Annotated in this window: 10 protein-coding genes; 7 read left to right on the top strand and 3 right to left on the bottom strand. The window is 73.0% G+C overall.

What is annotated here, in order from left to right:
- Nucleotides 1–326: 326 nt before the first annotated feature.
- Nucleotides 327–3,476 carry a DEAD/DEAH box helicase gene (locus KBA23_RS02170; RefSeq protein ID WP_290736277.1) on the bottom strand — a complete coding sequence of 1,050 codons (3,150 nt, stop codon included), beginning with the start codon at nucleotides 3,474–3,476 and terminating at the stop codon, nucleotides 327–329.
- A gap of 328 nt (nucleotides 3,477–3,804) precedes the next feature.
- On the opposite strand from KBA23_RS02170, the gene KBA23_RS02165 reads away from it, so the two are divergent.
- The 6 genes from KBA23_RS02165 to KBA23_RS02140 all read left to right on the top strand — a co-directional run bounded on the left by KBA23_RS02165 (nucleotide 3,805) and on the right by KBA23_RS02140 (nucleotide 12,042).
- Nucleotides 3,805–4,701, top strand: coding sequence for a LysR family transcriptional regulator (locus KBA23_RS02165; protein WP_290736274.1), 897 nt, complete (start codon nucleotides 3,805–3,807; stop codon nucleotides 4,699–4,701).
- A 179-nt stretch (nucleotides 4,702–4,880) separates the two neighbouring features.
- Nucleotides 4,881–7,016, top strand: a complete 2,136-nt coding sequence (gene glyS, locus KBA23_RS02160) for a glycine--tRNA ligase subunit beta (protein WP_290736271.1) — start codon at nucleotides 4,881–4,883, stop codon at nucleotides 7,014–7,016.
- 5 nt (nucleotides 7,017–7,021) lie between these two features.
- Nucleotides 7,022–7,456, top strand: coding sequence for a class I SAM-dependent methyltransferase (locus KBA23_RS02155; protein WP_290736269.1), 435 nt, complete (start codon nucleotides 7,022–7,024; stop codon nucleotides 7,454–7,456).
- Between the two features lie 124 nt (nucleotides 7,457–7,580).
- The gene (locus KBA23_RS02150) at nucleotides 7,581–10,160 is read left to right on the top strand and encodes a putative PEP-binding protein (protein WP_290736266.1); all 2,580 of its coding nucleotides are present in this window, start codon (nucleotides 7,581–7,583) and stop codon (nucleotides 10,158–10,160) included.
- A complete protein-coding gene (locus KBA23_RS02145) occupies nucleotides 10,157–11,098 on the top strand; it encodes an ArgK/MeaB family GTPase (RefSeq protein WP_290736264.1) in 942 nt (313 codons plus the stop codon). The genes KBA23_RS02150 and KBA23_RS02145 overlap by 4 nt, the downstream gene beginning before the upstream one ends.
- Nucleotides 11,099–11,271: 173 nt before the next feature.
- Nucleotides 11,272–12,042, top strand: coding sequence for a cell wall hydrolase (locus KBA23_RS02140; RefSeq protein WP_290736261.1), 771 nt, complete (start codon nucleotides 11,272–11,274; stop codon nucleotides 12,040–12,042).
- A 16-nt stretch (nucleotides 12,043–12,058) separates the two neighbouring features.
- On the opposite strand, the gene KBA23_RS02135 is transcribed toward KBA23_RS02140, so the two are convergent.
- Together KBA23_RS02135 and KBA23_RS02130 are read right to left on the bottom strand one after the other, a co-directional pair.
- Nucleotides 12,059–12,628: a CAP domain-containing protein gene (locus KBA23_RS02135; protein WP_290736258.1), complete on the bottom strand. Its 570-nt coding sequence runs from the start codon at nucleotides 12,626–12,628 to the stop codon at nucleotides 12,059–12,061.
- A gap of 5 nt (nucleotides 12,629–12,633) precedes the next feature.
- Nucleotides 12,634–13,224 carry a CAP domain-containing protein gene (locus KBA23_RS02130; protein ID WP_290736255.1) on the bottom strand — a complete coding sequence of 197 codons (591 nt, stop codon included), beginning with the start codon at nucleotides 13,222–13,224 and terminating at the stop codon, nucleotides 12,634–12,636.
- 268 nt (nucleotides 13,225–13,492) lie between these two features.
- On the opposite strand from KBA23_RS02130, the gene KBA23_RS02125 reads away from it, so the two are divergent.
- Nucleotides 13,493–14,419 (top strand): dihydroneopterin aldolase, encoded by a 927-nt coding sequence (locus KBA23_RS02125; protein WP_290736252.1) that lies wholly within the window; start codon nucleotides 13,493–13,495, stop codon nucleotides 14,417–14,419.

Raw genomic sequence — 14,419 nt, 5'->3', positions numbered from 1 at the left:
CCTGCTGAGTCAAAAAGCCGCGGCTGATATGAGGGGGATGAACCGCGCCGGGTTTGCCGGGGGCTCCAACTCTCGAGGGGATGGAGCTATGGAACCAAGGACAGCGAAGACATATGCGCCTGAAGTGCGCGCGCGTGCCGTGCGGATGCAGTGGGCGGCGACCTCATCGATCGCGGCGAAGATCGGCTTCAGCGCAGAGACGGCTCGCGCTGCCGACCGAGCATCCCGCCCGCCGAGGCCGAGGCCCGCCCAGCTTGAGGAACCCGCCCTCGCAGCACAGGACCCAACCGAAACAGCCTCCGGCAAACCCGGGGCGGTTCAAGTTCCTATGCTCCGATCGGCTGGAACAGGGACGCGAGGTCGGCCTCGGTCAGGGCGAGCGGGCCCTCGTTGGAGCCCTCGAAGAGGGCGTCCGCCAGCGCCTGCTTTCTCGCCTGCAGCGCGGCGATCGCCTGCTCCACTGATCCCTCGGCGACCAGGCGATAGACGAACACCGCGCGGTCCTGACCGATGCGATGCACCCGGTCCATTGCCTGGCGCTCGACAGCCGGATTCCACCACGGATCGTAGAGGATCACCGTATCGGCCGCGGTCAGGGTGAGGCCGACGCCGCCGGCCTTGAGGCTGATGAGAAAGAGCGGCGCCTGCCCTTCCTGGAAGCCCGAGATCACCTCCTCGCGGTTGCGGCTCTCGCCCGTCAGCCAGGCGTAGTCCCAGCCGCGCGCCTTCACGTCGGCCTCGATCAGCCGCAGCATGGCGACGAACTGCGAGAATACCAGCACGCGTCGGCCCTCGGCGATCAGCTGCTCCAGCATCTCGATCAGCCGCTCGCGCTTGGCGCTGTCGGAGACCGGCTTCGCGCCCGCCTGCCGGACCAGCTCCGGGTCGCAGCAGACCTGGCGCAGCTTCAGGAGCGCGTCGAGGATGGTGATGCGGCTCGCCGCCAGCCCCTTGGCCGCGATGGCGTCGCGAACGCGGGCGTCCATCGTCACGCGAATGGATTCGTAGAGGCCGCGCTGGGGATCGCCGAGCGGAACGAGCTCGGTGATCTCGGTCTTCTCCGGCAGGTCGGCCGCGACGTCGGCCTTGGTCCGGCGCAGGAGGAACGGGCGGACGCGGGCGTTGAGCGCCGCCTGCGCCGCCGCGTCGCCGAGCTTCTCGATCGGCGTGCGGAAGCGGTTGGTGAAGGCCTTGCGGTCGCCGAGGAGGCCGGGGATCAGCCAGTCGAACAGCGTCCAGAGATCGAGCAGGCTGTTCTCCATCGGCGTGCCGGTCAGCGCCAGACGGGTGCGCGCTCGTACCGCGCGGATGTGCTTGGCGCCGCTCGAGGCCGGGTTCTTCACCGCCTGCGCCTCGTCCAGCACCGCGAGTTCCCAGTCCTGCGCGAACAGCTTCGCGTGGTCGCGGTGAACCAGCGGATAGGTGGTGATCACCAGGTGATGCGCGGGAATCCGGTCGAACAGCGCATGGCGGTCGGGGCCGTGCAGCACCAGCACCCGGAGCTCCGGCGCGAAACGCTCGGCCTCGCGCCGCCAGGTCCCGACGAGGCTTGTCGGCACGATCAGGAGGCTCGGCCGGTCGGCCCCGCGCGCGAGGTGGCGCTCGACCAGAAGCGCCAGCGTCTGCACCGTCTTGCCGAGGCCCATGTCGTCGGCGAGCACGCCGCCGAAGCCGGTCTCGGCCAGCGCGCTCAGCCAGCCATATCCGGTCTTCTGGTAGGGCCTGAGTTCCGCCGCCAGCGCCGCGGGCGGCTCGGCCATCGGGGCCGCGGTCAGCGCGCGCAGCTTGCGGCCGAGTTCGATCAGCGCGGCGCGGCCCTCGAACGGCACGCCGCAGCCGTCGAGCGCCTCGGCCAGTTCCGGCAATCGCCCGGCCTCGGCGCGGTGAAAGCCGTCGAGGAGGCCGCGCACGGCATTGACCAGCGGCGCAAGCTCCGCCGCCCGCAGGGCGACATGCGTTCCATCGGCGAGGCGCTGGTAGACCGTCACATCCTCAAGGAATTCGTCGAGATCGAAGCCGGCTTCCGGCGCGCCATCGGCATCGAGCGGAAGGGCGGCGACGATCGAGCCGACCAGCGGGGCGAGATCGATGCGCTGGCCGCCGGCCTCGAGGGTCAGGCCGAGCGAGAACCAGTCGCCGCCGCCCTGCTCCAACGCGGCGCGCAACTGCACCGGGCCCTCATGGAGGCGGTAGGGCCAGCTCGGGTCGATCTCGACGCGCCAGCCGTCGGCGCGGAGCTGCGGGACCGTATCGGCGGTGAACGCCATCGCGTCGCTCGCGCCCTCGAACATGCCGGGCGTGGCGTCTTCGGCGAAAGCCAGATCGCGCCCCTCCGCGTCGCGGCCGAAATTCATGTCGAGATAGTCGATCGGAAGCGGACCGCGCTCCTCGATCAGGTCGAACGCCCCGTCCTCGAACTTGCGATCACGGCGCAGGGTCACGATCGTATCGCCGTCACGGAATTTCGGGTCGTGCGGCGAGCTGGTCGCGACGCAATGACCATCATAGTCGAAGGCGAGCCGCAGCGCCGGCAGGGTGACGGGGACAGCCGGCTTTTTCCAGCGCGGTCGTGTCCGCGCGTGCAGCGCGAACAGGCGCAGGACCGGCGTCGGCTGGATCCCCGTCCGCGTCGCGGTCCTGATCCGGTTCGGGGCCGGCATCCCGGCGCCGAGCTGCTCCAATGCGTCCGCGACGGTCTCGGCGGCTTCCGGCGGAATGTCGGGCGCCGCGAGCACCGCCAGCGCCAGCTTCGCCGGGATCTCGAAGGAGAGCGGACCGAAGGCCCCGGTGGCGGGATCGACATAGGCGGGCGGGTGGCTGGCGACGACGATCAGCTTCCGGTCGTCGCCATCGGTCACGCGGAGCTTCTGGCGGCCGTCCGGCTCGGCGACCCAGGTCAGCCGACCCGTCCGCGCGCCGCCCGTCGCCAGCGCCGGCCCGGAGACCTCTCCCAGTCGTCCGCGGCCCGTAGCGGCGATCTGCCCGAGCGCCTCGGTGACCTCGCCCGGTTCCGGCACGCCGCGCGAAGCGGCATAGACCGACCGATTCAGGCCGAGAAAGTCGATCCTGCGCAGGATGCGAAGGTCCTCGGCGCGAAGGAATTTCGGCGTCTCCTGCCAGGCGAGACGCGAAGCGTCGAAGCGGCGCGCCGTCCTGGAGAGCGTGCCGTCCTTGCGCAGCGAGGCCTTCATCGGGGTCACCGCGGGACTGCCCGAGGCGGTGACGTCGACGACGTAGATCAGCCTGTCGCGCACGTTGTCCGGATAGCCGTCCGCGCCTGCCTCCGGCCGGACCGGCTCCGGCGCGTCCGCCGTCCGCACCCGGTCGAGCCAGGCCTCCAGAATCGGAGGCAGCCGCGCAGGCGGGTCGGGCGCGCCTGGCGTGGCCTCGCGCGTCGCCATGGCGATGAGCGCCGCGGCGGAATGCTTGCAGTTGTGCCCGACGGGGCAGTCGCAGACCGCGCGGAGCCCCGTCAACTTCCCCCCGGAATCACGTTCGAGCGCAATCTGTTGTCTGTATGGGGTTTTCGCCGAGCCTTGCACGGAAGCGAGGATCATGCCGTCCTCATTTCGTTCCGCCAGCTTCAGCACCCGGCCAGCCCGATTGTAGTCGAGGCCGCGCGAGAAGGTCGGCTCGCCGATCAGTTTGCGGATGTGTTCGATGGTGATGGAGATGGCCGCCCCTCCTGTGGCGCGATCGATATAGCCGGACGTCGGCGGGCGGAGCAACGGGGGCAACGGGGCCGAGCTTTCCATGAGTCTCGGAAGGCAATAGCTTGCCGTTTCCCGACCGGGAGGCGCGGCCGTGATCGACAAGCTCGAGATGTTCATCGCGCTGGCGCGGGAGCGGCATTTCGGCAAGGCGGCCGACAGTCTCGGGATCACGCAGCCGACGCTTTCGGCGGGAATCCGGCAGCTCGAGGGACAGCTCGGCGTCATGCTGGTCTGGCGTTCGTCCCGGTTCGGCGGGCTGACGCCGGAGGGGCAGCGGGTGCTGCACTGGGCGCGGCGGATCGTGGGGGACACGCGCACGCTCAAGGAGGAGATGCGGGCCGCAAGGCACGGGCTTTCCGGGGATTTGCGCCTTGCGGTCGTGCCGACGGCGCTGACCGTGGCGGCGGGGCTGACGGTGCGGTTCAGCCGGGCGCATCCGAACGTGCGGTTCACGGTTAGGTCGGAGACCTCCATCGAGATTCTGGCGATGATCGAGAATCTTCAGGTGGATGCGGGGATTTCCTATCTCGACAACGAGCCGCTGGGCCATGTGACGGCGGTGCCGCTCTATCGCGAGGAGTACCGCTGGGTCTGCCACGAGAGCCATCCGCTCGCCGGGCGGGAGGAAGTGGCGTGGGAGGACCTGGCGGGGGCGCCGCTCTGCCTGCTGACGCCCGACATGCAGAACCGGCGGATCGTGAACCAGAACCTCTACGAGGCCGGAATCCCGGCGGAATCGGCGATCCAGTCCAATTCGACCGTGGTGCTGATGGCCCATGTCGAGGCGGGGGACTGGGGGACGGTGCTGCCGCGGCAGCAGGCGGAATTCCTTGCGGCCGGGCGGGCGATCCGGGTGATCCCGATGAAGGCGATCCGGCCGCCGCATACCGTGGGGCTGATCGCGCCCTATCGGGAGCCGCACACGCCGATTCTGGAGGCGTTGGTGCAGATGAGCCGATCGTTGGGGGAAGATCCGGCAAGCCTTTGAACCAACGGGAAAAAGGCGATGCACAATCCATGCACGATCCATGCACCGTCCATATGCATAAATCGGTGCATTGAGGCGTGGGTGCGCCGCGCGACCTCGCGGCGGCGCGGTTTCCCCTTGACCTCGGGCGGCGCATCCGGTTTGCCCGTCGCGCCCCGCTTCCAGCCCCGAGCCCGCCCATGCCTGACCTGCTGCTCGAGCTCCTGTCCGAGGAGATCCCCGCCCGGATGCAGGGCAGGGCGGCCGCGGACCTGAAGAAGCTCGTCACCGACGGGCTGGTGGAGCGCGGCCTGACCTATGCGGGCGCCGCCGCCTTTGTCACGCCGCGCCGGCTCGTCCTCGCCGTCGAGGGTCTCGCGGGGCGGTCGCCCGACATGCGCGACGAGCGCAAGGGGCCGCGCGTCGATGCCCCCGAGGCGGCGATCGAGGGCTTCCTGCGTTCGACCGGCCTTGCCCGCGACCAGCTCGAGATCCGCGACGACAAGAAATCGAAGGTCTACTTCGCCGTCACGACCCGGCCCGGGCGCCCGGCGGCGGAGATCGTCGCCGAGACGGTCGAGGCAGTGATCCGCGGCTTTCCATGGCCGAAGTCGATGCGCTGGGGCGAGGGCAGCCTGCGCTGGGTGCGGCCGCTCCATTCGATCGTCTGCGTCCTCGCCGACGAGGCCGGTCGCGAGATCGTGCCGCTGGCGATCGACGGGATCGCGGCCTCGGACATGACGCGGGGGCACCGCTTCATGGCGCCGGCCCCGCTCGTGGTCGGCTCGTTCGAGGACTACGCCGGCAAGCTGCGCCGCGCCTTCGTGCTGATCGATCCGGCCGAGCGGGCCGAGCGCATCGCCCACGACGCCGCCCAGCAGGCCTTCGCCCGCGGGCTGGAGATCGTCGAGGACGCGGGTCTCCTCGCCGAAATCGCCGGGCTGGTCGAATGGCCGGTGGTGCTCATGGGCCGGATCGAGGAGCGGTTCCTCGGTCTGCCGCCCGAGGTTCTGCGCACCTCGATGCGCGAGCACCAGAAGTTCCTCTCCGCGCGCAACCCCGCGACCGGCCGCATCGAGGGCTATGTCGTGGTGGCGAACCGCGAGACCGCCGACGCCGGCGCCACCATACTCGCCGGCAACGCCCGGGTGCTGGCCGCGCGCCTGTCTGACGCGGCGTTCTTCTGGGAGAACGACCTCGCCACGCCGCTCGACGACATGGCGGCGAAGCTCGACGCTGTCACCTTCCACAACCGCCTTGGCACGCAGGGCGCGCGGGTCGGCCGCATCGCCGAACTCGCCCGCGAACTCGCCCCCCTGGTCGGGGCCGACCCGGGGGCGGCCGAGCGGGCGGCGCGGCTCGCCAAGGCCGACCTCGCCTCGGCGATGGTCTACGAGTTCCCCGAGCTTCAGGGGGTGATGGGTCGCTACTACGCCGCCGCCGCGGGCGAGCCGGCCGAAGTCGCCGCCGCTGCGCAGGAGCACTACGCCCCGCTCGGCCCCTCGGACGCCGTCCCCACCGCGCCGGTCTCGGTCGCCGTCGCGCTCGCCGACAAGATCGACATGCTGACGAGCTTCTGGGCCATCGGCGAGAAGCCGACCGGCTCGGGCGATCCCTTCGCGCTCCGCCGCGCCGGTCTCGGGGTGATCCGGATCCTGCTCGAAGGCGGCCATCGGGTGCGGTTGCTCGACGTCTTCCTGTCGCCGGTCCGCCGCAGCCGCGCCGCCATGGCCGCGCTGTCCCCGGCCGGGGAGGAGGTGCCCGACCTCTCGGACGCTCGGGTCGAGCGCGAATGCGCCCTCGTCCTCGCCGGCGACCTGCTCGGGTTCCTCGCCGACCGGCTCAAGGTGCATCTGCGCGGCGAGGGGGTTCGGCACGACGTGATCGACGCCTGCTTCCAGCTCGGCGGCCAGGACGATCTGGTGCTCCTCGTCGCCCGGGTGCGGGCGTTGCAGGACTTCCTCGGCAGCGAGGACGGCGCCAACCTGCTGGCCGGCTACCGGCGCGCCGTCAGCATCCTGACCCAGGAGGAGAAGAAGGACGGCGTCGAGTATTCGCTCGACCCCGAGCCGCGCCTCGCCGAGACCGAGGCCGAGAAGGCGCTCTTCGCCGCGCTCGACGGCTCGGAGGCGGCGCTCGGGCCGGCGCTCGCCGCCGAGGACTTCGGGGCCGCCATGACCGCGCTGGCGCGGCTGCGGCCGGTGATCGACGCCTTCTTCGACACCACGACGGTCAACGCGCCGAGCCCGGTCGTTCGCCGCAACCGGCTCTGCCTGCTCAACCGCATCCGCGCGGTGATGAACCGGGTCGCGGTGTTCTCGGCGCTGGAGGGCTGATCCGCGTGGCCGGGGCGCTGTCGCCGCGGCTTCGCGCCATCCTCGACGCGCTGCCGCTTCGCCCCGGCCTGCGCCTGCTCGAGATCGGCTGCGGCCCGGGCGCGCTCGCCCGCGCCGCCGCGGCGCGGATCGAGGGCGGCCACGTCCTTGCCATCGACCGCTCCGCCCGCGCCATCGCGCTCGCGCTCGCGCAGGGCGGCGCGGAGATGGCGGCGGGACGGCTCGCCTTTCGCCAGGTCGCGGCGGAGGATTTCACGCTCCTCCCCGGCGAGCGTCCCTTCGACCTCGCGATCGCCATCCGCGTCGGCGCCCTCGACGGCCGCCATCCGGAGGCCGAAGCGGCGGCGCGGGCGCGGATCGCCGCGGCGCTGGCGCCCGGCGGGCGTCTTTTGATCGACGGGGGCGCGCCCCTGCGCGAGCTTGTCCTGTCGCCGGGCTGACGCCCGTCCGGATCCGTGCGACCGGGCCGCCTCGGGTGGCCGCTGGCGCATGATTGGCGCCGGCGCGACGCATTCGTGACAATTTGGTTTGCGCACGGTCGAATCCCGACTATGCTGCACTGCAATGAAACCGCTCGACATCACCCCGGCGCCGCTCGACGCCGTCGTCAGCCTGGACGCGGGCGACAGGGTGCGCGACGCCATCCATGGTCGCCGCGCCCACAAGCTCGCCCGCCTGCGCGGGCTCGGCCTGCCGGTCATGCCGGGGCTGGCGCTCTCCTTCGACTGCGTGCGCGAGCTTGCCGAGGGCGGCCCGATGCCGGCGTTGCCGGTCTCGTTCGATGCGGGGCGGCTACACGTGCTGCGTTCGAGCCCGGAGAGCCGGTCCTGGGGCGGGGCGCCGGCGGTGCTCGACATCGGTCTCGGGCCCGCGACGCTGCCGAGTCTCGCCGCGCGCATCGGCGAGCGCCGCGCCGGGGCGGCGATGTGTCGATTCGTGCAGGCCTATGCCGTGTCGGTCGCCGGGCTCGACGCCGAGGATTTCGAGGCGCTCGGCCTCGCCAGCCGCGGCAAGCCGGTCACCGAACTCAGCGCGGAGGAGATCGCCGCGCTCCTCGCCGCGAAGAAGCGGTTCTACGAGGAGGAGACGGGGACGCCGTTCCCCGAGGATCCGCTCGACCAGCTCGAAGGCGCGGCCCGTGCGATGGCCCGGGCCTGGAACGCGGCGAGCGCGCGCATCCTGCGCGAGGCCCGCGGCGCGCCGGCGGATGCGGGCCTCGGCTTGATCGTGCAGGAGCGCGCGCCCGCGGGCGGGACTGGCCTGTGCGGCTCGGGGTCGGTGCAGATGGTCGACAGCCGCACCGGGGCGCCCACGGTCGTCGGCCAGTTCCTCGCGCAGGGCACGACCCGCCCGATCCCGGTCGCCGGCGGCCCGGAGGCGCTGGAGACGCTCGCCCCGCAGGCGGTCGCGGCGCTCTGCTCGGCGGCGGCCACGGCCTCGGCCGGCCTCGGGGAGGCCTATCAGTTCGATTTCGCCCTGGCGGACGGGCGCGTCGTCATCCATGACGCGGCCCCGGTCCGCCGCGGGGCCCGGGCCTCGGTGCGCATTGCGGTCGACCTCGCCAACGCCGGCGCGATCACCCGCGGCGAGGCCATCCTGCGCGTCGACCCGCGCAACCTCGTCGAGCATCTCCATCCGCAGATCGACCCGACCGCCGCCCGCGACGTCTGCGCCACCGGGCTCGGCGCCAGCCCCGGCGCCGCGACCGGGCGGCTGGTGCTGACGCCGGAGGCGGCGCAGCTCGCCGCGGGGCAGGGCGAGGCGACGATCCTCGCGCGGACCGAGACCACCCCGGAGGACATTCGCGGGATGCACGCGGCGCGCGGCGTGCTGACGGTGCGCGGCGGCATGACCAGCCACGCGGCGGTGATCGCGCGCGGGCTCGGCGTGCCTTGCGTCGTCGGCGCGGGGGATCTGCGCATCGACGAGGCGGCCGGCACGATCGTCACCCCCGACGGGCGCGTGCTGCGCGAGGGCGCGCTCGTCACCATCGACGGGGCGCGCGGCCAGGTGATTGTCGGGGCCCCGGCGATGATCCCACCCGAGATCGGCGGCGCGCTCTCGGACCTGCTCGACTGGGCCGACGCGGCGCGCGACCTCGGGGTGCGCGCCAACGCCGACACGCCGGCGGAGGCGCGCATGGCGCGGGAGTTCAACGTCGACGGGCTCGGGCTATGCCGCACCGAGCACATGTTCTTCGAGGACGGCAGGATCACCGCGATGCGCGAGATGATCCTGGCTGAGACCGCGGCCGAGCGCCGCGCCGCGCTCGACCTGCTGCTGCCGATGCAGCGTGACGACTTCCGCGAGCTGTTCGGGATCATGCGCGGCCTGCCGGTGACGATCCGCCTGCTCGACCCGCCGCTGCACGAGTTCCTGCCCCATGCCGGCGAGGAGCTCGCCGCCATCGCCGCGGCGACCGGGTTGCCGGCGGCGACGGTGCGCGCGCGGGCGGAGGGGCTGGCCGAGGTGAACCCGATGCTGGGGATGCGCGGGGTGCGGCTCGGGATCGTGCTGCCCGAGATCTACGAGATGCAGGCGCGGGCCATCTTCGAGGCGGCGATCGAGGTCAACCGCGACGCGCGCGACCCGGTGACGCCGGAGGTGATGATCCCGCTCGTCTCGGCGAACCGCGAGGTCGAGCTCGTCAAGGCGCGCATCGACGCGGTGGCGACGGCCGTGCAGCGCGAGCAGGGGACGCGCCTCGCCTACAAGCTCGGGGTGATGGTCGAGACGCCGCGCGCGGCGCTGCGCGCGGGCGATCTGGCGGCGTCGTCGGCGTTCCTGTCGTTCGGCACCAACGACCTCACGCAGATGACCTACGGGCTCAGTCGCGACGACGCCGGCCGGTTCATGCGCGAATACGTCAACCTCGGCGTGTTCCACGAGGATCCGTTCCACGTGCTCGACGTCGAGGGGGTGGGCGAGCTGCTGCTGATCGCGGCCCGGCGCGGGCGGGAGCGCAACCCCGATCTCGTGCTCGGCCTCTGCGGCGAGCACGGGGGCGATCCGTTCTCGGTGCGCTTCTGCAAGGTGGCGGGCTTCGACTACGTCTCGTGCTCGCCCTATCGCGTGCCCATCGCGCGGCTCGCGGCGGCGCAGGCGACGATCCTCGCCCACAAGGAGGCCGGGGCCCCGGCATGACGCGGCCGCTGCCGGACGATCTCGCCGCGCTGCGCGCCGGCGGCAAGCGGGCGCTTGCCGCCACGCTGTCGGCGCTCGAGACCGACGCCGCGGCGCCGCGACTGGCGGCGCTGCTCGACGCGGCGCTGGCGGAGGGAACGGGCGTCGCGCTCGGGCTGACCGGACCGCCGGGGGTGGGCAAGTCGACGCTGGTGAACGCGCTGATCGCCCGGGTTCGCGCCCGCGGCCAGACGGTCGGCGTGATCGCGGTCGATCCCTCGTCGCGCCGGTCGGGGGGCGCGCTGCTGGGCGACCGCACCCGGATCGAGACCGACCCGGAGGATCGGGGCGTGTTCGTGCGCTCGATGGCGGCGCGCAGGCGTCTCGGCGGGCTCGCGGACATCACCTATCCGGCCATGACGCTGATGCGCGCGGTGTTCGACCTCGTGATCGTCGAGACCGTCGGCGTCGGCCAGTCCGAGACCGAGATCGGCGACGTGGCGGACCTCGTGGTGTTCTGCGCGCAGCCCGGATCGGGGGACGCGCTCCAGTTCATGAAGGCGGGGGTGATGGAGGTGCCCGACGTGGTGCTCGTCACCAAGGGCGACCTCGGCCTGCCGGCGCGGCGGGCGGCGGCGGACTTGCGGGGCGCGCTGTCGCTCGCCGCCGGGAACGGGCCGGCGCCCGACGTGTCGATCGTCTCCGCGCTGGACGGGACCGGCGTCGACGCCGCCCTGGACCGGATCGCGGCGCGCATGGCGGCGGCGCCCGACGCGCCGGCGCGACGGCGCGCGCAGGGCCGCGCCTGGGCCGAGGCGCGCATCGCCGATTCGTTCGGATCGGTCGGGCTGGCGGCGCTCGGTCCGCGGATCGCGGCTTCGCCGAGCCCGTTCCAGGCGGTCGCGCGGCTGCTCGAGGCGGGCCGCCGAGCGGTTCACGACTGTCTTAAAGAAGTCTGAATCCCTTCGCCTTTCGTCCCGCCTGACCGGTCGAGGCGCGCGCCGCGATTGGCGGGTTTCCGCTTACTCATTGCAATCGTTTGGACTTTTGGCGGCCGGCACGGTCTCTATGCCCGCGAAATCGTCAACGACGCGATCCCGTCAGGGTCGCGCGCCAGGGCTTGAGAGGGACAATGACCGGACGCGCCACCATCGGCTGGGCTCGAATCGTGCGGCCTGCCGCGTTCGCCGCGGCGCTCGTCGCCGGTCTCGGGAGCGGGCTCGCCGCCGGTGGCGCCGCCGCCGATACGGGCGCCGATGGCGACGCCGCCGCCGGGCAGCTGTCCCGCATCATGTCGCGCGAGTCGGCCGCGATGGACGCGGTCGGGGCGGGTCGGATCGAGAAGCTGGCCGGCGCCCGCGCCGAAGCGGCCTCCCGGATCACGGTCGCGGCGCGGCAGGCCGCGCCCGACCTGCCGACCCCCGACCGGCCGGCGTCGGTGGGGCCGGCGCGGCTCGACTTCGCTGCGCTCGACGGGATGGCGCCGGCCTCCGGCGACGCGCAGTTCCAGTGCCTGGCCGAGGCGGTCTACTTCGAATCGCGCGGCGAGCCGCTGGCCGGCCAGATCGGCGTCGCCGAGGTAGTCCTGAACCGCGTCGATTCGCCGCAGTATCCCGGAACGGTCTGCGGGGTGACGCGGCAGGGCGCGGGCGGCGGCGGCGGTTGCCAGTTCTCCTATGCCTGCGACGGCCGGTCCGACGCGATGGCGAGCGGCGTCGCCCGGGCCCGCGCCGAGAAGATCGCCCGCATGATGCTGGACGGCCGCGCCCGCGACATCACCGACGGCGCGACCAACTTCCACGCCACCTATGTCCGGCCCGGGTGGTCGCGCACCTTCACCCGCACCGCGGCGATCGGCGCCCATATCTTCTACCGCCAGCCGACCCGCGTCGCGCAGCGCTGACGCGCGGAGCGGGGCCTCAGCCGGCGAAGACCTGCGCCACGTAGATCTGGCCGCAGTCCGGGGCGGCGGCCACGATCCCGAAGGCGCCGCCGGCGCGGCGGAATCGCGGATTGGCGATGTTGGCGAAGTGCTTCGCGGAGCCGATCCAGCGCGGAACCGAGACGGTGGCGACGTCCTGCGCCAGCCGGTGCGGCAGGTCGGCCGAGACGGCGGCGCAGCCGAGGTCGTAGCGGGAGAGATTGTCGCGCAGGATGTTCTCGCCGGCGGTGCGCGGCCGCGCCCGGGCGGCGCGGAGCCGGGCAGGGAAGTTCGGCGTCCCGGGTATCTCGTGCTCCATGATCCGCGCGTTCGCCATGATCCCGGCCTGGGCCCGGGCGGCGGCGGTCAGCCGGGCGTCGCGCGCCAGCGGCTTCAGCCCGAGGGAGACGCGCTCGCTGTTGATGCCGGCGAGGAGCGCGGCGCAGAAATCGTCGCCCGACAGGAGCGCGTCCGCGCTGATGGTCGCGGCCCGGGCGGGCGCCCGCAGCGCCGCGCCGAGGCAGATCGCCAGGAGCCATCCCGTCGCTTGCCGTCGAGATGGCTCCATGATCGTCACCCCGTGAAGTTCTGCGCCAGGTAGACGTCGCCGCAGGCCGGTCCGCCGGGATCTATGGCGGCGCCGGCGCCCATGCGGCGGAAGTTCGGGTCGAGGATGTTGTCGCGGTGTCCCTTGGAGTTCATCCAGCGCGTCACCGCCGCGGTGGCGAGGCTCGCGTGGGTGTGCCGCGGCACGGGCTCGCCGGTGTCGGCATAGGTGAAGGCGCAGCCGACGGCGCGGGTCGAGATCGGCCGGCCGACCAGGCGAAACGCCTTGTCCATGGCGATGTTCTCGCCGGCGCGCCGGTAGGGCACGCCGTTGCCCTGGAGCCGCTCGACCAGCTTGCCGCCCTTGGGCACGGCGAGCCGGTGGCTCATCAGGCGGTGCGCGGCCATGTTGGCGGCGTGGCCGGCCGCGACGCGGGCGAGCTTCGCGTCGTTGGCGAGCGATCGCTGGCCGGCGCGGCGACGCTCGACGTTGACGTAGAAGAGCACCGCTTCCTGGAACAGCCGTTCGTCCGGGCCTTCCGGGCCGACGGGCCGATCGAATCGGGCCGGATGGCTGTCCTGCGCGCCAGCGCCAGAGGCAAGGAGGCAGATCGTCATGGTATTAACCAGCCAATTCGGGATGAACCGCCACATCTCGTCTACACCTGTTCGGGCGGCTCTCCTGCGTATACGATGCGCCGTGGCCGCGGGTCGTCAACCATCGTTCTGCGACCGGGATGGCGGCAGCAGATGCCCGCGCACGCGCGGCGGGCAAGACGAGCCTGTGGGCGCCGGCTTGCGGCCGGGTTAACGCGACCGCGACGGCGGTCGGGCCGGCGCTTGCGGCCCGGGGCCGGCGGCGCTATGGGGCGCGCATGGGCGCCCCATGAACGAGACAGCGATCGCCTTCGAGCCGCCGCACGTGCGCGCCGCCGCCGACGGCCTGCCGCTCGATCGCATCTCGCTGCGCGACCATGTCCGCGCCGTCGAGATCGGCGCCTTTCATGTCGAGCGCGGCGTCGCCCAGCGCGTGCAGTTCGACGTGGTGCTCGAGGTCGTGCCCGGCCTTGCCGGGCAGAGCGACGACGTCGACCGGGTGCTGTCCTACGACACGATCATCGAGGCGATCACCGCCGCGCTCGCCGCCGAGCGGGTGAACCTGCTCGAGACGCTGGCCGAGCGCGTCGCCGCCGGGTGTCTCGCCGATGCGCGGACCGTCCGCGCCTTCGTCCGGGTGCAGAAGCTCGACCGCGCGCCGGGGGCGCTCGGCGTCGAGATCGTGCGCCGGCGGCTGCCGGACGGGGCGGTGCGCCTGCACGGGCCCGAGGCCGCCGCCGCGCCGGGCGTGGCGCGGGTGATCCATCTCGGCCGCGCAGCGCTTGGCGGACCGGACGCGGCCGCCTGGCTCGCCGCCGCGCTGGCCGCGCCGCGCGCGGCGCTGACGGTCGCCCCGGCGACGCCGCAGGCGGCGGCGGCGGACGAGCCCGGGTTCCGCATCGGGCTGCTCGCCATCGACCAGGCGGCCTGGGCGCTCAGCGCCCGCGCGCCCGGGCTCGCCGTGGCGTCGAGCCGGGCCGAACTCGACTGGGCGGCGCGCGCGGGACGCCCGGCGGTCTGGGCCCCGGCGCGGATGCTCGCTGACGCCGCGCCCCGGCCTCCGCTCGACGCGAGCCGCCCGGCCGAGGCCGCGGCCTGGCTCGCCGGCGAGCTCGGCGCGGGGGAGGTCGTCGTCTGCGGCGACGCCGCCCCCGAACGGCTGCCGTCCGGCGTGGCGCTGCGCCTGGCGTCCTCGCCTGCGCGTATCGGAGCCTGA

It is taken from the genome of Amaricoccus sp., from assembly GCF_017995835.1.
Classification (GTDB): Bacteria; Pseudomonadota; Alphaproteobacteria; order Rhodobacterales; family Rhodobacteraceae; genus Amaricoccus.
This window is presented reverse-complemented; position numbering and strand designations above follow the sequence as displayed.